Consider the following 22,783-nt stretch of genomic DNA (forward strand, 5'->3'; position numbering starts at 1 on the left):
ACGCGGCGCGCACCTGCTCATCTGGCTGGGCCTGGTGGGTCTGCTCGCCAGTGGCGCCGCACTGGGGCCGGACACGTCGTCCGGGCTGATCTGGGCCGGGTCGCAGTCACGCAGGAACTGGGCACAGCGGGCCGCCTCGTCGGCCTCGCCGATCTCGTCGGCCGCCCGGGACAGCACGTACAGGCAGCGGAGGAAGCCCCGGTTGGGCTCGTGCGACCACGGCACCGGGCCGTGCCCCTTCCACCCGCTGCGACGCAGCTGGTCGAGGCCCCGGTGGTAGCCGGTGCGGGCGTACGCGTACGCCGTCACCACCTGGCCCTGCGCGAAGGCCCGCGCGGCGAGCTCCGCCCAGGCCGCGCTGTAGGTCGGGAAGCCGGCCGCCACGTTGGCGTACGCCTCGTCGGTGCCGGCCTCGGCGGCGGCGGCCAGGGCGGCGTCGGCCTCGTCGTTCGCGGGCAGGCGGGTGGCCGGTGGCTCTGGCAAAAGGTTCTGCATCGCCCCATTCAACCCGCTGGACAGGGCGACACGCGAGCGGGTCGGCCGACGTGTCCCGCTGAACGGCTGAGGAGTTGGTCACGCCTGCGGCCTATGCCGGAGCCTGGTGTTTTCCACTACAACTAATGGTCCGGAGCCTCCCCAGGAACCGGTTAAGCAGGAGCCCGGTGGCCACGACCACCGGGCTCCTGTCCGTCCTACCCGGGCCCGAGGTTTCGCCGGCCACGGCGGACGGGCAGGATGGCCCGGTGCCGACCCCACCTCCCGCAGACGTCATCGAACCGCACCTGCACGCCGGTGAGATCCAGACCCGGGCCGAGTTCGACAGGCAGTTGGCCACCGGTCGGCTGACCGGGCTGACCGTGCAGGGCCTGCGGCTCGACCTGGCGCCGGTGCCCGACCTGACCGGCGTCGACGTCGCCGGCACCCTCTTCGTCGGTTGCCGGTTCGCGTCCCGGGACGTCGGCGCCGATCTGGTCCGGCGCGGCGCGAACGTGGTGCCGCCGTTCTCCGGGTTGCCGTACCCGACCCAGCCGACGCACCTCTACACCCCGGACGACCTGGCCGCCGGGTTCGCCGAGGGCGGGTTCGCCGGGATGTACGACACCCGGGTGTACGACCACTACCGGGCGCACGGCGGCGCGTTGCCGGACGTCAAGGAGGCGCTGGGTCAGCGGCTGCACGACCACGGCGTGGACAACGCGCTTGCCGACGCCACCCGGGCGTGGCTGGCCGCGTACGGGCCGCAGTCGGTGGTGGGCATCATGGGCGGCCATGCGGTACGGCGGGGCAGCCCCGCGTACCGGATGGCGGCCGTGCTGGGTTGGGAGCTGGCGCGGGCCGACCGGCTGGTGGTGACCGGCGGCGGCCCCGGGGTGATGGAGGCCGCGAACCTCGGCGCTTACCTGGCCGACCGCTCGGCGACCGAGGTGACGGCCGCGATCGACCTGCTGGCCACCGCCCCCGACTTCACCGACCACCAGCGGTACACGGCCACCGCGCTGACGGTCCGGCAGCGGTACGCGGGGATACCCCGGCAGCGTGGCGACGAGTTGGGCTGGGCGCGTGCGGGTGGTCTGGCCATCCCGACCTGGCTGTACGGGCACGAGCCGGCGAACCTGTTCGCCGGGCGGATCGCGAAGTACTTCTCGAACGCGATCCGGGAGGACACCATCCTGCGCCTCGCCCGGGGCGGCATCGTCTTCGCGCCCGGGCGGGCGGGCACGGTGCAGGAGGTGTTCCAGGCGGCCACCAAGACCTACTACGGCACCGACGGTGCCAGCGGGGCGTACGTCTTCCTGGACCGCGCCTACTGGACCCAGGAGTTGCCGGTGGAGGCGCTGCTGCGCCCGCTGCTGGCCGCGTCCCCGTTCGGTGACCTGGCGGCGACGATCCACCTGACCGACGACGTGCGGGAGGCCGTACGCCTGCTGACGGCCTGACGACGACGGCCGGCCCCCGAGTGGGGAGCCGGCCGTGGTCGGGACGCCGTTACTTGGTCGTCGTGGTGCCGGTCGAGCGGAGGTGCTCGCAGGCCTCGACGACGCGCGCTGCCAGGCCGGCCTCGGCGGCCTTGCCCCAGGCGCGCGGGTCGTACTGCTTCTTGTTGCCGACCTCGCCGTCGATCTTCAGCACGCCGTCGTAGTTGCGGAGCATGTGGTCCGCGACGGGACGGGTGAAGGCGTACTGGGTGTCGGTGTCGATGTTCATCTTCACCACGCCGTAGTCCAGAGCCTCGCGGATCTCGCTGAGCAGGGAGCCCGAGCCGCCGTGGAAGACCAGGCTGAGCGGCTTGTCCTTGCCGTACTTGGCGCCGACCGCCTCCTGGATCTGGTTGAGGATCTCCGGACGCAGCTTGACGTTGCCCGGCTTGTAGACGCCGTGCACGTTGCCGAAGGTCAGCGCCGCCATGTAGCGGCCCTTCTCGCCGAGGCCGAGCGCCTCGACCATGGCCAGCCCGTCGTCGGTGGTGGTGTAGAGCTTGTCGTTGATGGCGTTCTCGACGCCGTCCTCCTCGCCACCGACGACGCCGACCTCGATCTCGAGGACGATCTTGGCCTTGGCGGCCTCGTCGAGGAGCTGCGCGGCGATCTGGAGGTTCTCCGCGACCGGCACGGCAGAACCGTCCCACATGTGCGACTGGTACAGCGGCTCCTCGCCGCGCTTCACCCGCTCCTGCGAGATGCCCATCAGCGGACGGACGAACTTGTCCAGCTTGTCCTTCGGGCAGTGGTCGGTGTGCAGCGCGATGTTGACCGAGTACTTCTTGGCCACCTCGTGCGCGTACGCGGCGAATGCCACCGCGCCGGTGACCATGTCCTTGATCGAGGGGCCGGAGAGGTACTCGGCGCCACCGGTGGAGACCTGGATGATGCCGTCGCTCTCGGCGTCGGCGAAGCCCTTGAGCGCCGCGTTCAGCGTCTGGGAGGAGGTCACGTTGATCGCGGGGTACGCGAACCGGCCGGCCTTGGCGCGGTCGAGCATCTCCGCGTAAGCCTCGGGGGAAGCGATGGGCATGTGATGCGCTCCTTACTTACCACTCTCGGCCGTGCTGGCCGCTGTTCTTCATGTGTGCGCCGGACCGCGCTGTCCTCCGCCGGAAGTATCCCGTAGGTGAGCGGCGTCGGAACAACCGACCCGGTGCCAGCCGCTCACCGCCGGTCCAGCTTGTCCGGCACGATGACGCTGATCAGCCAGGTCACCACGGTCATCACGATGGCTCCCCAGAACGCCGGCCAGAATCCGTCCACCTGGAACGGCAGGTCGAGCCCGCGGGCGATCCGGTCGGTGAGCAGGAACAGCAACGCGTTGACCACAAGCGCGAACAGCCCCAGGGTCAGGAGGTAGAACACGCAGCCGACGACCCGGATCACCGGCTTGAGCACCGCGTTGATCACGCCGAAGATCAGCGCCACCACGATAAGGGTGAGGACGGTGTTGCCGCCCGAGCGGCCGTGCACGTCGACCCCGGGCACGATCAGCGTGGTTATCCACAACGCGACCGCAGTGATCGCCAGTCTGATGAGGAAGCCCACGGCCCCATCCTGGCACCGGGTCGCCTCGCCGAGGGCTGATTCCGCCTACTCCGCTTGCGGGCGGCGCGCCCTCTCAGCCCGTACGGTGTGTGCAACCGTGCCCCGAGACCCCGGGAGGGACGATGGGTCAGCCCGACGAGGACTTCACCCCCGGCGACCACCTGGCGCCGAACGAACGCGACCCCGAGGCGAACCCGGCCGATGCGGTCGAGCAGGCCACTGTCGCCGGCCCCGCCGACGTCGACAGTGAGCCGCACCGCGGCCTGGAGGTCGGCGACTGGGACGCGATGGAGCAGGCCCGGGTGGTCACCGGGGACGAGGACGACTACCGCTGATCCCGCCGCCGGGCCGGCTGCCCGTCGCGTCAGAGCCCCCACGGGAGGACCCATGCTCAAGCACTCGCTCCGCTGGCTGACCGGGCTCGGAGCCGCTGGCGCGCTGGTCGCCGCCTCCGCCACCCCCGCCGTCGCCGCCGCGGTTGCCGTCGAGCCGTACTTCCAGGACGCCACCCTCGCCATCGGCGCGACGCCGACGTCCCGCGCCCTGTCGCTGTACGCCGACGAGCCGACGGTCCTCACCGACGTCTCCGTGCGGTACGACTACCGCTCGCTGGCCAACAAGATCACCATTGCCCCCGCCAACGGCCAGAAGTGCACCGCCCCGGAGCCGGGCGTCCTCGTCTGCGAGGAGCCCGACGAGATCGTCCTGTACGAGACGGCGCCGCCCGGCAGCGGGATCTACCGCAACGGGGCAAAGCAGGTACTCGTCGCCGCCACCGACGATGCGCAGCTCGGCGACTCCGGCGATGTCGCGGTCAGCTTCGAGGCAGCCGGCGGACGGCGCGGCAACTACACCTCGCGTGTCCGGGTCGGTGAGGGGGTCGACCTGGCCGGCGGGCCGTTCACCACTGTCTCCTCGAAGCCGGGCGGGGCGTTCACAGTGCCGCTGGCCGTGACCAACGCCGGCGACAAGACCGTCACCGGGTTCGTCGCGGTCTTCGACCTTCCCTACTCGATCCGGACCGAGGACCGGTTCAGCAACTGCCGCTACTCCGACGACCACCTGGTCTCCTGCCAGTTCGACGAGGAGATACCGGTGGGCACCGGCCTGGTCGCCACGCTGAACCTCGAACTCGCTGCGGACACCTACGCGCCCACCAACCAGTCCGGCTACGCCCAGTTCATGACCGTGGCCGACTTCGAGGACCTGACCCGGGTGCGGAACGCCGTCGGCGCACGGACGGCCACCCCCGGCAACGGCCCGAAACTGACTCTGACCGAGGCACCCGGCAGGATGCGGCAGGCCGACCAGACCGACGTCCGGCCGGGCAACGACCACACCGGGTGGACCGTCAAGGCCACCGGCACCAACGGCACCGACCTCGCGGCGATCGGCGCCACGCTCAAGGGCACGGCCGGCGCGGTCGTCACGGCGACCGTCGGCTTCCGGAACAACGGCCCGGCGACGCTCGACCGGACCAACGAAGACTACGAGGCCGCCACCCACACCGCCGTCGATCTGCCGCCGGGCACGACCGCCGTCGAGGTCCCCGACACCTGCCAGGTGCGGCAGGGCACCCGCGGTTACCTGTGCGCCTCGGAGATGCTCCTGGTGGCCGGGCAGACCTACACCGTGACGTTCCGGCTGCGCATCGACAAGGTCATCCCCAACGCCCGAGGTGCGGTACGGGTCAACGCGCCGTGCGAGTGCCCCGCCGGCGGCGGCTTCCAGGACGACACCAAACCGGCAAACGACAGCGCCACCATCGTGGTGAACGTGGCCCAGGGTGGCAGTGACGGCGGCGACGACGGCGGGGGCAATGGTGGCGGCGACGGTGGCGATGACGGTGGTTCGCTGCCCATCACCGGCACCCCCACCAGCACGATCGCCGGCATCGGCTTCCTGCTGCTCGTCAGCGGTGTGGCCAGCTACCTGCTCGCCCGCCGCCGCACCACCCACCTCGACGCCTGACCCCGGTCCGCCTGACCGGCACCCCGTCGACCCGTACCGGGCCGGCGGGGTGCCGGCGCGATCACCGGGTGGGGTTGACCTGCTCCGGGTGCTGCGCCACCCACTGCGCCAACCGATCCCCGCTCAGCGCGGCGAAGAACTCCGGGCCCTGCTTCGGGTCCAACGACAGCCGCGCGGTGTTGCCCGACGACGGGCCGACCGGCAGGCTGAGCCCCACCGGATCGAGGCTCTTCAGCTCGGGTAACACCGCCACCAGCCTGGTCAACGGCAGGCCGTCGTCGTCGAACGCCATACCCTTGCCGGCCGCCGACAGCAGCGCCGCGAGCCGGACCGGGTTGCTCAGCACGTCCTGGGCGACCGCCCCCCGGATCAGCCCGGCGACGTAGCGCTGGGCGTTACGGTCCCGGTCGAACGCGCCGTCGGGCAGGTACCGCCGTTGCCGCAGCAGGTCGACCGAGGAGGCTCCGTCGAGTCGCTGACAACCGGCCGGGAAGACCCGCCGGGTGTGCCAGGAACGAACCTCCTTCGGCAGGCAGACCTCCACCCCGTCGACGGCGTCGGTGATCCGGCGCAACCCGGAGAAGGTCAGCACCGCGCCCGCGTCGATGCGTACCCCGGTCAGGTCGGCGACCACCTGGCGGGTCAGGTCGTAGCCGGCGTCCAGGTCGGGCCGTTGGTCGCCGGCGCCGCTGTAGAACGCGCTGTTGAGCTTGTCGGCCCCCCGCCCGGGGATCGGCACCTCCAGGTCGCGCGGCAACGAGATGAGGTACGGGCGGCTCCGGTCCGCCGGGATGTGCACGAGCAGGACGGAGTCCGCCAACCGGTACGGCGGCTCGTCGCCGAACCCGTCCACACCGAGCAGCAGGACATTCAGCGCGCCAGCCGGCTGACCGGACGGCGACGGGCCCTCGGCCTGTCGATCGGGGCGCAGCTGCGGCATCCCGACTCCGAGCGCGGCGAGCAGGGCGAGCGTGACGCCGGCGGCCTGGAACCGCTGCCGGCGGCGACGGCGGCTAGCGGCGAGCCGGTCTATCGCGGCCCGCAGTGGGCCGGTCGCCGGCGTCAACGGCTCGTGCCGGGCGAACGCGGCACGCAGGTCATCCTCGATCATCTTCACGCCTCCACGTACTCGGCCCGGAGCGTTGCCAGGGCTCGGGAGATGGACGAACGGACGGTCCCGACGGCGCAGCCGAGGATGTCGGCGATCTCGACGTCGGGCAGGTCCTCGTAGTAACGCAGCACCAGAGCGGCCCGCTGCCGGCGCGGCAGCCGGGACAGCCAGGACCAGATCTGGTCCCGGTCCACGGCGGACTGGGCATGGTCGGTGGGCACCGGCACCGACGCGTCGGGCTCACCGCGCAGCAGCACCCGGCGGACCCACGAGCCGCGCCGCCAGTCGACGTACTGGTTGGTGAGCATTCGGCGTACGTAACGCTCGGGCGAGTCGGCGCGGGCGACCCGACGCCAGTTGAGCTGGACCCGGACCATGGTCTCCTGGACCAGATCCTGAGCCTGGTGCGGATCGCCGGTGAGCATCACCGCATACCGCAGTAGCGGGGCCAGCCGCGTGTCCGCGAACTCCTCGTACGTCACTGCACCTCCCGGGGGCTCCTGCCTCAGATGACGGGAGTGGGCAGGCGAAACATTGCGGCAAGATTGATCAACCGTTCGGCCAATATCCGCGCTCGGGGGCCGGGGCGGGCGGCGGGAACCTTAGCTGTTTCTTAAGATCCGCTGGCTTCACCTTTCGTCCCCTGACACGAGGGAACCCCATGCTCAAGCACTCCACCCGGCGCTGGCTCGCCGGGCTGGGCGTCGCAGGCGCGCTCGTCGCCGCCTCCGCCACCCCCGCCGTCGCCGTTGAAGAAGCGCCCGTCAAGCTGGGCCTGTACTTCGGTGACACGACCATCGCGACCGATTCCGCCGGCAAGGTGGATTCCACGACCATCTACAGCAGCGCTCCGGTCGTGCTCCGCGACGTTAGTGTTCGCTACGACTACCGTGACCTGGCAGGCAAGATCACCGTTGCGGCGGAGACGCCGTCCGAGTACTGCACGACCCCCGAAAAGGGCGTCCTGCTCTGCGCCGATCCCTTTGAGATCGGTGTGGAGGAGTGGGGCCTCGGCGGTGTCGCCCCCGTCGTCATCGTGCCCGCCAAGGGCGCGAAGGACGGGGATGCGGGCACCCTCAAGGTGACGCTAAGCGCCGCCGGTTTCGACTCCATCAGCCACGACGCCAAGATCCGTGTGGGTGAGGGTGTCGACCTCGCCGCCGGGCCGGAGATCGAGAAGTCGGCGGCGCCCGGCGGCACGTTCACCGCGGCAGTCGAGGTGAGCAACTCCGGCGAGACGACCGCCAAGGGTGCGAGCGTCATCTTCTACAACGACTACGGCATCCGCGCGGACAAGCACTACAGCAACTGCACCTACGTGGACGACGAGCTGCGTAGCTGTCACTTCGACGACGACCTCGCGCCGGGTGCCACCTACGGCGCCAGCCTCGCCTATCGGGTCGGCGAAGACTCGTACGCCCCGGGTTCGGAGTACGGCGAGATCAGCTGGATGACGCCTGCGGAGTTCGAGGACTTCGACGCGTATCTCGACAGCATGGGTGTCTCGGTGGGCAAGCCGGGGACCGACGGGAAGCTCTCCCTCGCCAAGCTCCCCGCGAAGGCCGGGGCTCGGGGCGCCCAGGCCGACACCGAGCCGGACAACAACTGGTCCAGCCTTGTGGTCAAGGTGACCGGCAAGAACGGCACCGACCTCCAGGCGATCGGCGACAACGCCACGGGCAAGAAGGGCGACGAGGTCGAGGTCACCGTCGGCTTCCGCAACAACGGACCGGCAACGCTGGACCGCAGCCGAGGCGGCTCGGCGGTCACCCACATGAACGTGGAGATCCCGAAGAACACCACGGCGGTGGCGGCTCCGGAATTCTGCTTCCCGATCAACGGTGAGGAGTGGGGCGAGCCGGGTCAGCCGGGCGGCCGGGTCTACGGCTGTTACCCAACGCCGTTCATCAAGGCCGGCGACCAGGAGACTGCCGAGTTCACGCTTCGAATCGACAAGGTCGTTCCGAACGACACTGGTGCCGTCAAGATCAACCTGCCGTGTCAGTGCGACGGCGGTTTCTACGACGACCTGAAGCCCGCCAACGACGTCGCCAAGATCCTGGTGAACGCGACCGGCGGCACGGGCGGTGGCGGCGGTGACGGTGACGGTGACGGTGACGGCCCGTCGCTGCCGATCACCGGTCAGTCCACCGGCCTGATCGCCGGCATCGGCGCGCTGCTGCTCGCCGCGGGCGCCGGTGGCTACCTGGTGGCCAAGCGCCGCCGGACCCGCTTCGTCGCCTGATCGAACCCCGCTCCACAGGTGCCCCGTCGACCCACCCGGGTCGGCGGGGCGCCGTCGTCGAGCCTCGCTGCGCGGGCGGGTGGTGACGAGCCGGTCCGGCGCGGCCGGGGCCCTGGGCTTCGGTACCCTTTGTGGCCGTGGACACAGCTGAGAAGACCCGCGCTCTCCTGGAGAGCGTCGCCCTGAACCCGCTCGACCCCAAGGATCTGTTGCAGACCTTCGGGCTGATCGGCGTGTGGGTGATCCTGTTCGCCGAGACCGGCCTGCTGGTGGGCTTCTTCTTCCCCGGTGACTCGCTGCTGTTCCTCGCCGGGGTCGCCTCGTCGCCGGTGGCGGACGCGATCTTCGGCGACGGCACCCGCCTCTCCCTTGCCGGCCTGCTGATCGGTGGGCCGATCTGCGCGATCGTCGGCGCCCAGTTGGGGCACTGGCTCGGCGCTCGGTACGGCCGGCCGATGTTCGAGCGGCCCAACTCCCGGCTCTTCAAGAAGGAGTACGTCGAGAAGGCGGAGTACTACTTCCAGAAGTTCGGCCCGGCGAAGGCTGTCGTGCTGGCGCGCTTCATTCCGATCGTCCGGACGTTCCTCAACCCGGTCGCGGGCGCACTCGGCATGCCGGCCAGGAAGTTCCTGCTCTGGAACATCGTCGGCGCGGTGCTCTGGGTGGACGGCATCCTGCTGATCGGCTACCTGCTGGCCGAGCAGATCTACCAGGCCATCGGCGACAAGATCGACCACTACATCCTGCCGGTGGTGGCCCTGATCATCGTGATCTCGGTGCTGCCGATCTTCTTCGAGTTCCTGCGCGACCGGCGGGCTCGTAAGCGCGGCGAGGCGGTCGCGGTGGTCGCGGCGGCAAGCGCGGCCGGCGCGGTGGAGGCAGCCCGCGAGGCGTTCGACCACGACGGGCACCAGCACGGTCGTCAGCGCCCGGAGCACGGTCAGGACCGTTGAGAGGTACGACGACGGCCGGCCCCCTGCAGTGGGGGTCGGCCGTCGGCATGTCGAACCCGGCCTCCGGTGGTGCGCGACCGGGGACGAGCAGGTGTCAACCATCCGGTGGCGCCACCCCTGGCTCGCCGCCGGACGCCGCCCCGACTCGGGACGGCGGATGGTGCCTACGTCAACGGGCCTTCTTGGTGGCTCGCTTACGCGGCGGGGTCAGCAGGTCGGCGATCGTCGCGATCGCACTCGGGACCAGGCTGTAGTACGCCCAGACACCGCGCTTCTCCCGCTGCAACAAGCCCGCCTCGGTGAGGATACGCAGGTGATGACTGACCGTCGGCTGAGAGAGGCCGAGCGGCGCGGTCAGGTCACAGACGCACGCCTCGCCCTCGGGGGCCGACTGGATCAGGCTGAGCAGCCGCAACCGAGCAGGATCAGCAAGGGCCTTGAGGACCCCGGCGAGACGCTCGGCATCGGCACGTTCGATCGGCTCGCCGTTTAGCGGCGAGATCTGAGGCATAGTCATTTCGGCCAACGCAGTTCCCACGTATTCCATCCTTCCACCAGCAGCATCGATCCGCCTGCATATCAGCAGATCCGAATCGGCAGACTTTTACGCCACAAGGCCGAGGTCAGCCAACGTATAGGCCGCCCGGTACGGCAATCCGGCGGCTCGCACCGCGTCGCCGGCGCCTCGATCAACAATAACCACCACGCCCACGACTTCCGCCCCGGCCTCGCGAAGCGCCTCGACAGCGGTCAAGACACTTCCGCCCGTCGTGGATGTGTCCTCCACCGCCAACACACGGCGGCCGGCCACCTCCGGTCCCTCGATCCGCCGTTGAAGACCGTGGGCCTTGCCCGCCTTGCGCACCACAAAGGCGTCCAGGGCCCGCCCGGTCGGAGCGGCGGCGTGCAGCATCGAGAGCGCGACCGGGTCCGCGCCCAGGGTGAGGCCCCCGACCGCGTCGAACTCCCAATCGGCGGTGAGGTCGAGCAACACCCGGCCGACCAGAGGAGCGGCCCGGTGATGGAGCGTGACGCGGCGCAGATCCACGTACCAGTCTGCCTCGCGCCCCGACGAGAGCACGACCCGGCCGTGGACCACGGCCAGGTCGGTAATGAATTTACGCAGGTCGTCGTGGTCCCCCATGGCGATAGAGGTTACTGCGCAACTCTGAACGCCGTGTGCGGGGTCCACCCTGATCAGCCCCACGGGAAACCGATGAGTGGCGATGTTCGACTACGCTCAGCGACTGGCCTGATAGCGGCGCGCCAACGCCGTACCGCCGTCCACCCGGGGTCGGTGGGCCCGTCCGGGCTCAGCGCTCGTCGCGACCGATCCGACCACGGGTGTCCCGTGCGACCGCCTGGAGCAGCCGTCGCGGCGCGTGTCGCATGCCGGCGACAGCCAGCTTGTACTTCCACGCCGGGATGCTGACCATCTTGCCTTTGCGCAGGTCACGCAGGGCTTCGTCGACCACATCCTCGGCCCGCAGCCACAGCCACTCCGGCGTCTTGGACATGTTGATGCCGGCCCGCTTGTGGAATTCCGTGCGCGTGTAACCGGGGCAGAGGGCCATCACCTGAACGCCGAACGGGCGCGCCGACTGGCCGACGGACTCACTGAAGTTGGTGACCCACGCCTTGCTGGCGGAGTATGTCGAGCCCGGCATCGCCGTGCCGAACCCGGCGACCGAAGAGACATTTATCACTGCCCCATTTCGCCGTTCGGTCATCGGCCGGAGCGCCGCCAGGGTCAGCCGCATGACCGCGTGCACGTTGAGCCGCAACAGTCGTGCCTCGTCCTCGGCGGTGGAGCGCAGGAACGGTTTGTTCAGACTGATCCCCGCATTGTTGACAAGCAGGTGCACCGGGCCGCCCTCGGCTAGCCGCTGCTCCACGACAGCGCAGCCGTCGTCGGTGGACAGATCCGCGGGAATCGTCTCCACCTCGCGGCCGTACGCGGAGCCCAGCTCGGCGGCCAACTCGGTCAGCCGTGCGGCGTCGCGGGCAACAAGCACCAGATGCCAGCCGTCGGCGGCCAGCCGCCGGGTGAACGCCGCGCCGATGCCGGCGGTGGCCCCGGTGATCAGGGCTCGGCGCTCGGCGGTCGTGGGGTCGAGCGTCACGGGGTGGTCCTCACCTGGGCGGGTACGGGGGCGCGGGCGGCGCCGACAGGGGCTGGTGCGGGGCGGGCGTGAACATCGGCGGTGCGGTCGGCGTCATCGGACGATGGCGACCGAACCAGCGACTCGCCGCCGGCAGCGCCAGCAGCAAAGCTACTACAAGGTAACCGAGCCCCTGTGCGACGGAAACCCCGGCGTTGAGCGGGATCCACCAGGACGGGTACGCGTCGCCGACCAGGCCGAGCAACTCGGCGAGGGCCTGGTCGCCAGAGCCCAGTCGCAGTGGCGCGGCCCGTTCGCCGACGACCACCGCGACGCTGCAACAGCCGGCGAGCAGGCCGAGCCCGCTGACCACCCAGGTCGCCACCCGGACGCCGTTGCGACCGGCCAGCAGCCCGAGGGCCAAGCCGGCGAGCAGCGGCGCGGAGAGCACCGCCACCACCGCCGACAGCACCGCCGACGCGCGGAGCAGAGTCACCACGTCGTCGATCTGCTCCGGGCTCGCCGAGGTGTCGCGGGCGGCGGAGCGGAACGCGTCGACAGTCCCGCCGAGCACCACGAGGTCGACCACGGCGTACGCGAGCGCGGCGACCGCCATCACCACCAGCACGGTCGCGGCCGACAAAACGAGGGCGGGCCGGCGGGCCGGTGCCGATTCTGGGTACGACACGACGAATCCCTCCGGTAGGCGTCGGGTTGCAACCTACTCGGAGGGACCGTCGGCGTCGTGCTTATCCGGCCGTCAGCTGGTGGGCGGCGGGTTTGACCCGGGCCGGTCCGTAGGCGGCGTGTCGTCCGGCCGGTTCGCGGCCGGCGGCGGGTAGCTCGGCTCCCCACTCGACGGATAGCCCGGCTCACCGGACGCCTGCGGGTAACCGGGCTGACCCGGCGCCTGCGGCTGGCCGGGGTAGCTGGCACCCGGGGTGGGCGGCTCCCAGCCGGCTGCCTGCTTGCGGAAGAACGGGTTCGCCTTCGGCAGCGCCAGCAGGATCAGTGCCGTGATCAGCGCGATCAGGCCGAGCACACCGAGCAGGATGCTGACCGGGGTGACCCAGGAGGGAAGTGCCTCCTCCAGACGGCGCTGGATCTCCTCCGGGCTCGGCCCGTTGCCGGTCCCACCGCCACCGGCGTTGAAACCGCCGGCCGCGTTGCTGAGCAGGCCGCCGCCGACGCAGCAGACCATGATGCCGCCGACGATCCAGGTGGTGATCCGGGCGCCGTTGCGGCCCTGGTTGTTGAAGAGCGCCAGCACACCGAGCACGACCGCGAGCAGCAGCAGGACGATGCTGCCGCCGATGCCGACGGCGGCGAAGACGTCCGCCACCTGGTCACCGTCGGTGCTGCTGCCCTCGTACGCCGCGCGGAGCGCGTCCCGCGTCTTGCCGAAGGTGCTGAGCGTGATGATCAGACTGATCACCTGGAGCGCCAGGAACAGGAAGAGCAGGTAACTGGATATCGACACAATGGATGGCCGCTGACGGGCCGGCGTGCTCTGGGGATCGACCACGATTCTCCTTCCCTAAGATCGCGCCCACACCGTATCGACAACCGGCCAGTTCGGCATGCCGTGACGAGCCCGGCGCGCCCGCCCGTTCCGGCTCAGCGAGCCTCGGGAGCGGGGCGGATCGTCAGGTCGGCGGGGTCGAGCAGGCGACCGCGGGCCACCCGCCAGCCCTCCTCGCCGTACGCCTCGAAGGAAAGCCGTGCGGCGGCACCGCACTGGTAGTCGTGGTAGCGCATGGTGCCGGTCGGCGGCAGCTCGGTCTCCCCGATGGCGGTGTACCGCGCCTGCCCGGTCTCGGCCCAGGTGTAGCGCCGCCCACCGAGCTCGATGGTCGGGGCGCCCGGGGTGACGGTGGCACCCGGCTCGGCGGTCCAGAGCACCAGCTCGAGTTCGAGGCCGTTCTCCACGGAGAGCCGGTGGCGGGTGCCGGAGTCGTCGTCGAGCACGTGCTGCGCCCAGCTCCAGTCGCCCTCGACGAGGCGGATCGTGGCGCTCACCGCGTACTCCCGCTCACGGATCCGCACGCGGTCGCCCAGGGTCAGACGCAGCGGGCCGCCACGCGGCGACTCCGCCGGCTGGCCCGCGGCCCGGTCCGACGCCCGCCGGCGGGCCCGCCCGACGAGCAGAACCACCACCGCGAGTACGGCAAAGGCCGCCACCAGGCACGTCACCAGCGCGTCCACCCGACCACCTCCCCAGGTTCGTCGGCGCAGACGGTAACAACCCTCGGCACCAGGGAGACCCGCGCTGTGGCCCACGGCTCAGCTAGCGAAGGCGGTCGGGTGCGTCCTCCGGAGGCGCCGTTGGCGGGCGGGTCGGCGCTGGTGAGGTGCCCGGCGCGCCAGGCGTCAGGTGCGCGGCCGGGTCGGGGCAGATCAGGTAGCCGGGTGGGAGCGGCTGATTCGGCGGCAGGAAGCCCGGCACGAGCGGAACTGGCGGGTATCCGTAACCGGTCGGGGCGTGGGCGGGAACGGGCATCACCCAGGCAGGGCCGGGCAGCGCCTCGTTCGCGGCACGCGGCACGAACCAGCGGTTCGCCGGCGGCAGCGCCAGTAGCAGGGTGACGGCTGCGGAGAGGGTGAGAACGGTGAGCACACCCAGCCCTGCCGCGGGGAACAAAAGGTCGTCCCAGGGATCGGTGCCGGAGTAGAGCGTGTCGAAGAACGTCGAGGTCTCCCACTCTTCGTCCCAGTCCGGTGGCGGCTCGTCGCTGATCTCCGGCGCGGTCAGCAGCGGTACGAGAAACCCTCCGGAACAGCACTGCGCGAAGCAGACCAGCAACTGCGCGCCACTGGCCACGAAGACCAGGATCCGCGCGACGTTGGCGCCCCGCCGGACCGGGACGGCGGTGACCGCCAGCCAGACCGCGAGCAACACCGCCGGCACGCCGAGGATCAGCGTCATCGCGACGTTGCCCTGCCGCTCGCCAGCCACCTCCTCCGGGTCGGCGTCCGGCACCAGTCGTACCGCCCGGTCGATCTGGCCGTCGAAGTGCACCGCCTCGGCCACCGTCAGCACGGCCAGACCGAGCAGCACCAGCACCACGGTCAGTTGCAACCAGAAGGCAATGGTCACGGTCACCGGGCGGGGCGGACGCGGCACGGTGGCGGGCGGGCTCATGGCTCGCAACGTACGGCGCGTCGTCACCAACCGGCAGAACCGATCGGGCAGCGCCGACCGGCGAATGGATCATGCTGCGGTGAGCCGCCGACTGGCGTACGTGCCGAGCGCTTCCCGGTCCATCACGCAGCCGACGAAGGTGGTCAACTCGCTCGGATCGTCCCGCAGCGACGTCCACGCCGCTCGGGCGGCCTCCGGGTCGACCCGCTCCAGCAACGTGGCCGCGTACGCCCGGCCGGCGGGTGTGCCGCCGGCAAGCACCCGGTCGAGGTGGCGGCGTACCTCCTCGGGGTGGTCGTCCAGGGCGGCCGAGACCCGCTCGTACGCCTCGGTCACCGGCAACAGCGTGCCCGCGATCCCCACCCCACCAAAGGCGAGCGTGTCAGCCGCCGCCACCGTGTCGACGGCGGCGCTCAATTCGCGCTCCCAAGCCTTCCGCATTCCGAACATGCCTCCACCCTTTCCCCGTCCGCCCCCGCCCCACCCCCGCCTCACCCTGTTGATCAAGAGATTTGCGTCAAAAGAAGACGCGAATCTGACGCAAACCTCTTGATCACCGCGTTGGGGGGCGGGGTTTAGGTGGGGGTTACTGAGAGGGTTGCTGTTTCGGTTTGGTCCACCTTTACCGTTTGGCCGTCTCGGATCTGGCCGGAGAGGAGGGCCTTGGCCAACTGGTCCCCGATTGCGGTCTGGACCAGGCGGCGGAGCGGGCGAGCACCGTAGATGGGGTCGTAACCGTGCTCGGCTAGCCAGTCCCGGGCCGCGTCGGTGATCTCCATGCCCAGCCTGCGGTCGGCCAACCTCCGCCGCATCCGGTCCAACTGGATGTCGACGATGGAGCGCAGGTCGTCCCCGCGCAGCGAGGCGAAGACCACGATGTCGTCGAGCCGGTTGAGGAACTCCGGCTTGAAGTGGGACCGGACCACGGCCAGCACACCCTCCCGGCGCTGCTCGTCGGCGAGGGTCAGGTCGCTGATCACCGACGACCCGAGGTTGGACGTGAGGATCAGGATCGCGTTGCGGAAGTCCACGGTGCGGCCCTGGCCGTCGGTGAGCCGGCCGTCGTCGAGCACCTGGAGCAGCACGTCGAAGACGTCCGGGTGGGCCTTCTCCACCTCGTCCAGCAGCACCACCGAGTACGGCCGTCGGCGCACCGCCTCGGTGAGCTGACCGCCCTCGTCGTAGCCGACGTATCCGGGCGGCGCGCCCACCAGACGAGCGACCGAGTGCTTCTCGCCGTACTCGCTCATGTCGATGCGGACCATCGCCCGCTCGTCGTCGAAGAGGAACTCGGCGAGGGCCTTGGCCAACTCCGTCTTGCCGACGCCGGTGGGGCCGAGGAAGAGGAAGCTGCCGGTCGGGCGATCAGGGTCGGCGATCCCGGCCCGGGCACGGCGTACCGCGTCGGAGACCGCGCCTACCGCCTCGGCCTGGCCGACCACCCGGCCGCCGAGCGACTCCTCCATTCGCAACAGCTTGGCCGTCTCGCCCTCCAGCAGCCGACCGGCGGGGATGCCGGTCCAGGAGGCGACCACCGCGGCGATGTCGTCCGCGCCGACCTCCTCCTTGAGCATCGCGCCATCGGCCTGGAGCTGAGCCAGCTCCTCCTCGGCCTGCTTCAGCTCGACTTTCAGGGCGGGGATCCGGCCGTAGCGCAGCTCGGCGGCGCGTTCCAGCTCACCGTCGCGTTCGGCCCGCTCGGCCTCGCCGCCGAGGCGTTCCAACTCCTCCTTGGCGGTGGAGAGCTTCGTGATGTGGCTCTTCTCGGTCTGCCACCGTTCGGAGAGCACGGTGAGCTGTTCGCGCTTGTCGGCCAGCTCCTTGCGCAGCCGTTCCAACCGCTCGACCGAGGCGGCGTCCGGCTCCTTGGCCAGGGCCATCTCCTCGATCTCCAAGCGGCGGACCGCCCGCTCGATCTCGTCCACCTCGACCGGACGGGAGTCGATCTCCATTCGGAGCCGGGACGCGGACTCGTCGACGAGGTCGATCGCCTTGTCCGGCAGGAACCGGTCGGTGATGTAGCGGTCGGACAGCGTGGCGGCGGCGACGAGCGCGGCGTCGGTGATCCGTACGCCGTGGTGCACCTCGTAGCGCTCCTTGAGCCCCCGCAGGATGCCGATGGTGTCCTCGATCGTCGGCTCGCCGACGAGCACCGGCTGGAACCGCCGCTCGAGTGCCGGGTCCTTCTCGATGTGCTCGCGGTACTCGTCGAGCGTGGTGGCACCGACCATCCGCAGCTCGCCACGGGCCAGCATCGGCTTGAGCATGTTGCCGGCGTCCATCGAGCCCTCGCCCTTGCCGGCGCCGACGACTGTGTGCAGTTCGTCGAGGAACGTGATGACCTGCCCGTTGGAGTTCTTGATCTCCTCCAGGACGGACTTCAGCCGCTCCTCGAACTGGCCGCGGTACTGCGCGCCGGCGACCATCGCGCCGAGGTCCAGCGAGATGAGCTTCTTGTCGCGCAGCGACTCGGGCACGTCGCCGGTGACGATCCGCTGGGCCAGGCCCTCGACGATCGCGGTCTTGCCGACGCCGGGCTCGCCGATCAGCACCGGGTTGTTCTTGGTACGCCGGGAGAGCACCTGGATGACCCGGCGGATCTCGGAGTCCCGCCCGATGACCGGGTCGATCTTGCCGTCCCGGGCGCTCGCGGTGAGGTCGACGCCGTACTTGGTCAGGGCCTGGTAGGTCTGTTCGGGGTCGGCGGTGGTGACCCGACGGTCGCCGCCGCGAACGGTCGGAAAGGCGGCGACCAGGGCCTCCTCGGTGGCACCGGCGGTCTTCAGTGCGCCGGACACCGCCCCGCCCACCCGGGCCAGGCCGGCGAGCAGGTGCTCGGTGGAGGTGTACTCGTCGCCCAACGGTCGGGCGATCTGCTCGCCGGCGCCGATGGCGTTGACGAACTCCCGAGCCAACGTCGGCTCGGCGATGCTGGAGCCGCGGGCGGCCGGCAGGTTGTCGACCGCCCGTTGGGCGGTCTGGCGCAGCTCGGTCGGGTCGGCCCCGACGGCGCGCAGCAGACCGGTGGCGGTCGAGCCGTCGGTGTCCAGGAGTGACAGCAGCAGGTGCCAGGGCTCCACGGTGGCGTGACCACGCTGGTTGGCCAGCGCGACAGCGCCCGTGATGGCCTCGCGGCTCTTGGTGGTGAGTTTTTCGGTGTTCATGGGCTCCCCCGGATCGGCGTTGTCCACTGGATTGGACACAACCAGAGTTGAGCGTATTCCGCTCAACCTTAGCGCGTGACGGCCGTCACTCCCGGCGACGCCACCGCCAGTCGAACTCGCCGGCCGCCGGGGGCGGGCCAGGCAGCGGGTCCGCGACCGGCACCGACGACAGGCCGGCCAGCAGGACCGCGAGCTGCCGGCGGCGCAGTTGGCGGGTCCGCTCCGCATCGGGTACGCGGACCGCGGCGCACGCCTCCAACAGCAACCCCAGATCGTGTACGACCGCGTCGGGGCGCAGCCGTCCGCTGGCGTGGGCCCGGTCGACCAGGGCGGCGGCCAACTCGCCCGCGCGCTTCGCGTCCCGACCCATCTCCTCGGTCGGGGTGAAGGTGCCGGCCAGGTGGACGGTGAGCGAGTGCACGTCGGCGTCGACCACCCGGGCCAGGAAGTCGGCGAACGCGTTCCAGTCGTCCGGCTCGGCGAGCGCGGTCTCGGCCTCCGCGACGTACCGGCGCAGCCCGTCGTGGCAGAGCTGACGCAGCAGGTCCTCCTTGCCCGCGTACCGCCGGTAGAGCGCGCTGATGCCGACGCCCGCGCGTTCGGCGACGGCGGCGATCGGGGCCTTCGGGTCGTCGAGGAAGACGGCACGGGCGGCTTCGAGGATGACCTCGTCGTTGCGGGCGGCCTGGGCGCGGCGGCCGCCGACGGTCTTGCCGGAAGTCGGTGACATGCCGCCAGACTAACAGTGGAACGGATCGTTCCGCTCTGCTATGGTGATTGCAGAACGAAACATTCCGTTCCGAAGGAGTTCCGGCATGAGCGACACCGCGATCCGCCCGTTCCGCGTCGAGATCCCGCAGACCGCCCTCGACGACCTCGCCGCCCGGCTGGGCCGCACCAGCTGGCCCGCCGAGCTGCCCGGCGCCGGCGACTCGTACGGAATCAGTGCCGACCGGGTGCGCGCCCTCGTCGAACGGTGGCGGGGCGGGTTCGACTGGCGTGCCGTCGAGGCCCGCCTCAACGCTCACCCGCAGTTCGTCACCGAGATCGACGGTGAGCAGATCCACTTCCTGCACGTCCGGTCGTCCCGGCCGGACGCCACCGCCCTGGTGCTCACCCACGGCTGGCCCGGCTCGGTGCTGGAGTACCTCGACGTGATCGCCCCGCTCACCGAGCCGACCGACCCGGACGCGCCGGCGTTCCACGTGGTCGTCCCGTCGCTGCCCGGCTTCGGGTTCTCCGGCCCGACCCGCAGCGCCGGCTGGAACCGGTTCCGCACCGCCCGCGCCTGGGCCGAGCTGATGAACCGCCTGGGGTACGACAGCTACGGCGCGGTCGGCAACGACGCCGGCTCGATGGTCTCGCCGGAGCTGGGCCGGATCGACCCGGAACACGTGCTCGGCGTACACGTCACCCAGCTCTTCTCGTTCCCCTCGGGCGACCCCGCCGAGTTCGCCGGGCTCTCCGAGGCCGATCAGGCGGCGCTCGGCCACCTCCAGTGGTTCTACGAGAACAAGTTCTCCTTCAACCAGGTGCACAGTCAGCAGCCGCAGACCCTGGCGTTCGCGCTGGCCGACTCACCGGTGGGGCTGCTCGCCTGGAACGCCCAACTCTTCGACGAGAGCCTGGACGCCGACTTCATCCTGGCCAACGTGGCGCTCTACTGGTTCACCGGCACGGCCGCCTCGGCGATCCGCTTCTACTGGGAGGACGCGCACGCCGGCGAGCCGCCGACCGAGCCGACCACCGCCCCGACCGCGCTGGCCAGGTTCCCCGGGGACTTCCAGTCAATCCGCGCCTTCGCCGATCGGGACCACACGAACATCGTCAGGTGGACGGCGTACGAGGCCGACGTCGAGGGCCGGGGCGACGTCGGCGGCCACTACGCGGCCCACCAGGCCACCGATGTGCTGGTCACCGACATCCGCGAGTTCTTCGCCAGCCTCCGCTGACCGACACGCGCGCCCGCGCGGTTGATCCACTCGGCTTTCAGGATGTCGCGGTGTCCGGCCTTGCCTAACGCCCCGACTTTCTGGAAGTCGAGTCGATCACGGCTGTTGAGCTACGTAGGGCTGGTCCGACGATCGCCGTCCGTCCAAGATCTGCGGATTGTTCATCAAGCGGTAGCCTTGGAGGGTGCGAGTACGTGTCGAGCAGACCGCCTTACCCGGGATCGGGGTACGTCACGATCTGGTGACGGAGTCCGGACGCCGCCTGGGCGTCGTTTCCCACCGCAACGGCCGCCGTGATCTTGTTCTCTACGATCCCGACGACCCCGACGCCTGCCAGGCGGACATCCCGCTGACCGACGACGAGGCCGAGGCTCTGGCCGACATTCTCGGCGCGTCGCTGATGCTCGGTCAGCTCTCCGGGCTCCGCGAGCAGGCCGCCGGTCTGCTCACCGAGCAGATCGCCATCACGGCCGGCTCGCGGTACGTCAACCGGAAGCTCGCCGACACCAAGGCGCGTACCCGCACCAGCGCCTCCATCGTGGCAGTGCTGCGTGAAGGCGAAGTGATCGTTTCGCCACTCCCCTCCTTCCGCTTCGCGGCCGGCGACGTGGTGGTCGTTGTCGGGACCCGTAGAGGTCTCGACGGCGTGTCCGCCATCCTCGCCGACAGTGACCCGGACGGCTGAGGCGGATGCACGATTTCACCACGCTGCTCATCGAAGTCGGTGCGCTGCTGCTGTTGCTCGGTCTCCTCAGCCGGCTCAGCCGGCGCTTCGGCCTCTCTCCCATTCCTCTCTACCTGCTCGCTGGGCTCGCGTTCGGGCACGGTGGGCTGCTGCCGCTTGACGCCAGCGAGGAGTTCTTCGCAGTAGGCGCCGAGATCGGCGTGATCCTTCTGCTGGTGATGCTCGGCCTGGAGTACTCAGCCAACGAACTCGTCGGCAACCTGCGCTCGGCGGCACCGGCAGGGCTGATCGACGGCGTCCTCAACGCGCTGCCCGGCGCGGGGTTTGCCCTGCTGCTCGGCTGGGACTGGGTCGCCGCCCTGGTCCTCGGCGGCATCACCTGGGTCTCCTCCTCCGGGGTGATCGCCAAGGTCCTCGCCGACCTGGGCCGACTCGGTAACCGGGAAACGCCGGTGATCCTCTCGGTGCTTGTCATCGAGGACCTGGCGATGGCGCTCTACCTGCCGCTCGTCACCGCCGTCCTGGCCGGCACCGGCCTGCTCGGCGGCGGCATCGCGCTCACCGTCGCGGTGGGTACGGTGCTGATCGTGCTGGTGGTCGCCATCCGGTACGGCCACCTGATCTCGTCCGCACTGTCGGCGAAGGACCCGGAGGCGCTGCTCCTCGGCGTACTCGGTCTGACGTTGCTGATCGCGGGCATCGCCGCGTCGCTCCAGGTGTCGGCGGCGGTCGGCGCGTTCCTGGTCGGCATCGCCCTGTCCGGCCCGGTGGCCCACCACGCCACCGAGTTGCTCTCGCCCCTGCGGGACCTCTTCGCAGCGGTGTTCTTCGTCTTCTTCGGCCTGACCACCGACCCGCAGGACATCCCGCCGGTGCTGCTGCCGGCACTCGCCCTGGCCGTGGTCACCATGGGGACGAAGACGGCCACCGGCTACCTCGCCGCCCGTCGGGTCGGCATCGCAGAACCCGGTCGATGGCGGGCCGGCCTGGCACTCGTACCCCGGGGTGAGTTCTCAATCGTCATCGCCGGGCTCGCCGTGGCCGCCGGGAGCGTCGAGCCGCGATTGGCAGCGCTCGCCGCGACGTACGTCCTGATCACCGTGGTCACCGGGCCGATCCTGGCCCGACTGCCGGACTTCCCGTGGTTCAAGCGGTGGCTGCGTAACCGCGCGGCAGCCCAGCGGCGGCAGCCGAGCCCGGTCGTCGACTCATTGCACTGAGGTCCACCTGAAGGCCGCGGCCGCGTGGGTCGCGCCTTCGCGAAGGTAGAAGCGGTGCGCCTCGGTCCGGGCCAAACCGGACTCCAGGAAGACGTAGTCGGCATCATCGGCCACTCCGTCGATGCAGTGGACCCACCCATGCCAACGGTTGCGGAATTGCTCCCCATGGGGACTACCGCAGCACCCGGCGGCGGGTTACCGTTTCGCCCCAGCAGCCACGGTCCGCAGGCAGCGTTGCCATACGCGGGCGAGAGCGGAAGGTTGGCCGGTGAGCGTGCAGGAGTCGACTTTCCACGGCTTCGCCAACCCCGTCGATCCGACTCCGGCGGAGTTGCGGTCCTGGGCGTACAAGCCTGATTCGGTGCCGTTGGCCTCGATGCCGCCCGACTGGGACCTGCTGGTCTCCGGCGACCGACTGGTGTTGACGCTCTTCGAGTTGGCGATGGATCCCACCTGTCCGGCCCGGCGATTCGCGCTGCACTGCCTCTACATCTACGCGGCCGACGGCATCCGGACGAACTTCCGCGCCCACCCGAAGCGTCGCTTCCGCAAGCTCGTCGAACAGGCCGAGCGGGACGGCGACGAGCTGATGAAGGTCTGGGCGCACAACGGCCGGGTGCTGCTGGCCCGACCGGACCTCTTCGTCTACCGGGACTGGTGCGAGGGCGGCCTGGTGCGCGAAAACCGCCGCCTCGGCTGAACCGGATC

23 protein-coding genes and 1 pseudogene are annotated in these 22,783 nt (G+C 70.4%); 9 read left to right on the forward strand and 15 right to left on the reverse strand.

Annotation, left to right across the window (positions count from 1 at the left end):
* Window positions 1-93: 93 nt before the first annotated feature.
* A pseudogene (locus ACWER9_RS04915) lies at window positions 94-495 on the reverse strand (DUF3151 domain-containing protein); the annotation flags it as partial.
* A 248-nt stretch (window positions 496-743) separates the two neighbouring features.
* Here ACWER9_RS04915 and ACWER9_RS04920 point away from each other — a divergent pair.
* On the forward strand, window positions 744-1,937 hold the full coding sequence (locus ACWER9_RS04920; protein WP_452300646.1) for an LOG family protein: 1,194 nt from the start codon (window positions 744-746) through the stop codon (window positions 1,935-1,937).
* A gap of 49 nt (window positions 1,938-1,986) precedes the next feature.
* Here ACWER9_RS04920 and fbaA read toward each other — a convergent pair whose 3' ends face one another.
* Window positions 1,987-3,012, reverse strand: coding sequence for a class II fructose-bisphosphate aldolase (gene fbaA, locus ACWER9_RS04925; RefSeq protein ID WP_452300538.1), 1,026 nt, complete (start codon window positions 3,010-3,012; stop codon window positions 1,987-1,989).
* Between the two features lie 134 nt (window positions 3,013-3,146).
* Entirely contained in the window at window positions 3,147-3,530 is a 384-nt protein-coding gene (locus ACWER9_RS04930; protein WP_452300539.1) for a phage holin family protein, read from the reverse strand.
* A gap of 122 nt (window positions 3,531-3,652) precedes the next feature.
* On the opposite strand from ACWER9_RS04930, the gene ACWER9_RS04935 reads away from it, so the two are divergent.
* Together ACWER9_RS04935 and ACWER9_RS04940 are read left to right on the forward strand one after the other, a co-directional pair.
* Window positions 3,653-3,865, forward strand: coding sequence for a hypothetical protein (locus tag ACWER9_RS04935; protein ID WP_357348144.1), 213 nt, complete (start codon window positions 3,653-3,655; stop codon window positions 3,863-3,865).
* A gap of 52 nt (window positions 3,866-3,917) precedes the next feature.
* Entirely contained in the window at window positions 3,918-5,501 is a 1,584-nt protein-coding gene (locus ACWER9_RS04940; RefSeq protein ID WP_452300540.1) for an LPXTG cell wall anchor domain-containing protein, read from the forward strand.
* A 61-nt stretch (window positions 5,502-5,562) separates the two neighbouring features.
* Here ACWER9_RS04940 and ACWER9_RS04945 read toward each other — a convergent pair whose 3' ends face one another.
* Entirely contained in the window at window positions 5,563-6,612 is a 1,050-nt protein-coding gene (locus tag ACWER9_RS04945) for an LCP family protein (RefSeq protein ID WP_452300541.1), read from the reverse strand.
* A gap of 2 nt (window positions 6,613-6,614) precedes the next feature.
* Window positions 6,615-7,094 (reverse strand): SigE family RNA polymerase sigma factor, encoded by a 480-nt coding sequence (locus ACWER9_RS04950; protein ID WP_238658999.1) that lies wholly within the window; start codon window positions 7,092-7,094, stop codon window positions 6,615-6,617.
* 179 nt (window positions 7,095-7,273) lie between these two features.
* Here ACWER9_RS04950 and ACWER9_RS04955 point away from each other — a divergent pair, with 179 nt between their 5' ends.
* Window positions 7,274-8,857 carry an LPXTG cell wall anchor domain-containing protein gene (locus ACWER9_RS04955; RefSeq protein WP_452300542.1) on the forward strand — a complete coding sequence of 528 codons (1,584 nt, stop codon included), beginning with the start codon at window positions 7,274-7,276 and terminating at the stop codon, window positions 8,855-8,857.
* 131 nt (window positions 8,858-8,988) lie between these two features.
* Window positions 8,989-9,810 carry a DedA family protein gene (locus ACWER9_RS04960; protein ID WP_452300543.1) on the forward strand — a complete coding sequence of 274 codons (822 nt, stop codon included), beginning with the start codon at window positions 8,989-8,991 and terminating at the stop codon, window positions 9,808-9,810.
* Window positions 9,811-9,979: 169 nt separating this feature from the next.
* Here the strand turns inward: ACWER9_RS04960 and ACWER9_RS04965 are convergent, their stop codons facing one another.
* The 10 genes from ACWER9_RS04965 to ACWER9_RS05010 form a co-directional block, all read right to left on the reverse strand.
* Complete coding sequence (locus ACWER9_RS04965) at window positions 9,980-10,357, reverse strand: ArsR/SmtB family transcription factor (protein ID WP_030332125.1); 378 nt, start codon at window positions 10,355-10,357, stop codon at window positions 9,980-9,982.
* A gap of 57 nt (window positions 10,358-10,414) precedes the next feature.
* Window positions 10,415-10,954, reverse strand: a complete 540-nt coding sequence (gene pyrE, locus ACWER9_RS04970) for an orotate phosphoribosyltransferase (RefSeq protein WP_112586136.1) — start codon at window positions 10,952-10,954, stop codon at window positions 10,415-10,417.
* Between the two features lie 169 nt (window positions 10,955-11,123).
* Window positions 11,124-11,933, reverse strand: coding sequence for an SDR family NAD(P)-dependent oxidoreductase (locus ACWER9_RS04975; RefSeq protein WP_452300544.1), 810 nt, complete (start codon window positions 11,931-11,933; stop codon window positions 11,124-11,126).
* A 10-nt stretch (window positions 11,934-11,943) separates the two neighbouring features.
* The gene (locus tag ACWER9_RS04980; RefSeq protein ID WP_452300545.1) at window positions 11,944-12,600 is read right to left on the reverse strand and encodes a hypothetical protein; all 657 of its coding nucleotides are present in this window, start codon (window positions 12,598-12,600) and stop codon (window positions 11,944-11,946) included.
* Window positions 12,601-12,672: 72 nt separating this feature from the next.
* Window positions 12,673-13,437, reverse strand: a complete 765-nt coding sequence (locus tag ACWER9_RS04985; RefSeq protein ID WP_452300546.1) for a hypothetical protein — start codon at window positions 13,435-13,437, stop codon at window positions 12,673-12,675.
* A gap of 92 nt (window positions 13,438-13,529) precedes the next feature.
* Window positions 13,530-14,117: a DUF4178 domain-containing protein gene (locus tag ACWER9_RS04990; protein WP_452300547.1), complete on the reverse strand. Its 588-nt coding sequence runs from the start codon at window positions 14,115-14,117 to the stop codon at window positions 13,530-13,532.
* Window positions 14,118-14,199: 82 nt separating this feature from the next.
* On the reverse strand, window positions 14,200-15,054 hold the full coding sequence (locus tag ACWER9_RS04995; RefSeq protein ID WP_452300548.1) for a hypothetical protein: 855 nt from the start codon (window positions 15,052-15,054) through the stop codon (window positions 14,200-14,202).
* Window positions 15,055-15,123: 69 nt separating this feature from the next.
* Window positions 15,124-15,504: a hypothetical protein gene (locus ACWER9_RS05000; protein ID WP_452300549.1), complete on the reverse strand. Its 381-nt coding sequence runs from the start codon at window positions 15,502-15,504 to the stop codon at window positions 15,124-15,126.
* Between the two features lie 125 nt (window positions 15,505-15,629).
* Window positions 15,630-18,218, reverse strand: coding sequence for an ATP-dependent chaperone ClpB (clpB, locus tag ACWER9_RS05005; protein ID WP_452300550.1), 2,589 nt, complete (start codon window positions 18,216-18,218; stop codon window positions 15,630-15,632).
* Between the two features lie 85 nt (window positions 18,219-18,303).
* Window positions 18,304-18,948 (reverse strand): TetR/AcrR family transcriptional regulator, encoded by a 645-nt coding sequence (locus tag ACWER9_RS05010; protein WP_452300551.1) that lies wholly within the window; start codon window positions 18,946-18,948, stop codon window positions 18,304-18,306.
* Between the two features lie 85 nt (window positions 18,949-19,033).
* Here ACWER9_RS05010 and ACWER9_RS05015 point away from each other — a divergent pair, with 85 nt between their 5' ends.
* The 4 genes from ACWER9_RS05015 to ACWER9_RS05030 all read left to right on the forward strand — a co-directional run bounded on the left by ACWER9_RS05015 (window position 19,034) and on the right by ACWER9_RS05030 (window position 22,775).
* Complete coding sequence (locus tag ACWER9_RS05015; RefSeq protein ID WP_452300552.1) at window positions 19,034-20,170, forward strand: epoxide hydrolase family protein; 1,137 nt, start codon at window positions 19,034-19,036, stop codon at window positions 20,168-20,170.
* A gap of 184 nt (window positions 20,171-20,354) precedes the next feature.
* Window positions 20,355-20,855, forward strand: coding sequence for a cation:proton antiporter regulatory subunit (locus ACWER9_RS05020; protein WP_452300553.1), 501 nt, complete (start codon window positions 20,355-20,357; stop codon window positions 20,853-20,855).
* Between the two features lie 5 nt (window positions 20,856-20,860).
* Window positions 20,861-22,075 carry a cation:proton antiporter gene (locus ACWER9_RS05025; protein ID WP_452300554.1) on the forward strand — a complete coding sequence of 405 codons (1,215 nt, stop codon included), beginning with the start codon at window positions 20,861-20,863 and terminating at the stop codon, window positions 22,073-22,075.
* Between the two features lie 268 nt (window positions 22,076-22,343).
* The gene (locus tag ACWER9_RS05030) at window positions 22,344-22,775 is read left to right on the forward strand and encodes a hypothetical protein (protein WP_357348173.1); all 432 of its coding nucleotides are present in this window, start codon (window positions 22,344-22,346) and stop codon (window positions 22,773-22,775) included.
* Window positions 22,776-22,783 lie beyond the last annotated feature (8 nt).

This window comes from Micromonospora sp. NPDC003944 (assembly GCF_053605225.1).

Coding starts and splice junctions, on each gene's coding strand:
- fbaA (WP_452300538.1), bottom strand. CDS start 3,012: ATGCCCATCGCTTCCCCCGAGGCTTACGCGGAGATGCTCGACCGCGCC.
- ACWER9_RS04935 (WP_357348144.1), top strand. CDS start 3,653: ATGGGTCAGCCCGACGAGGACTTCACCCCCGGCGACCACCTGGCGCCG.
- ACWER9_RS04940 (WP_452300540.1), top strand. CDS start 3,918: ATGCTCAAGCACTCGCTCCGCTGGCTGACCGGGCTCGGAGCCGCTGGC.
- ACWER9_RS04945 (WP_452300541.1), bottom strand. CDS start 6,612: ATGATCGAGGATGACCTGCGTGCCGCGTTCGCCCGGCACGAGCCGTTG.
- ACWER9_RS04955 (WP_452300542.1), top strand. CDS start 7,274: ATGCTCAAGCACTCCACCCGGCGCTGGCTCGCCGGGCTGGGCGTCGCA.
- ACWER9_RS04965 (WP_030332125.1), bottom strand. CDS start 10,357: ATGGAATACGTGGGAACTGCGTTGGCCGAAATGACTATGCCTCAGATC.
- pyrE (WP_112586136.1), bottom strand. CDS start 10,954: ATGGGGGACCACGACGACCTGCGTAAATTCATTACCGACCTGGCCGTG.
- ACWER9_RS04995 (WP_452300548.1), bottom strand. CDS start 15,054: ATGAGCCCGCCCGCCACCGTGCCGCGTCCGCCCCGCCCGGTGACCGTG.
- ACWER9_RS05000 (WP_452300549.1), bottom strand. CDS start 15,504: ATGTTCGGAATGCGGAAGGCTTGGGAGCGCGAATTGAGCGCCGCCGTC.
- clpB (WP_452300550.1), bottom strand. CDS start 18,218: ATGAACACCGAAAAACTCACCACCAAGAGCCGCGAGGCCATCACGGGC.
- ACWER9_RS05010 (WP_452300551.1), bottom strand. CDS start 18,948: ATGTCACCGACTTCCGGCAAGACCGTCGGCGGCCGCCGCGCCCAGGCC.
- ACWER9_RS05015 (WP_452300552.1), top strand. CDS start 19,034: ATGAGCGACACCGCGATCCGCCCGTTCCGCGTCGAGATCCCGCAGACC.
- ACWER9_RS05025 (WP_452300554.1), top strand. CDS start 20,861: ATGCACGATTTCACCACGCTGCTCATCGAAGTCGGTGCGCTGCTGCTG.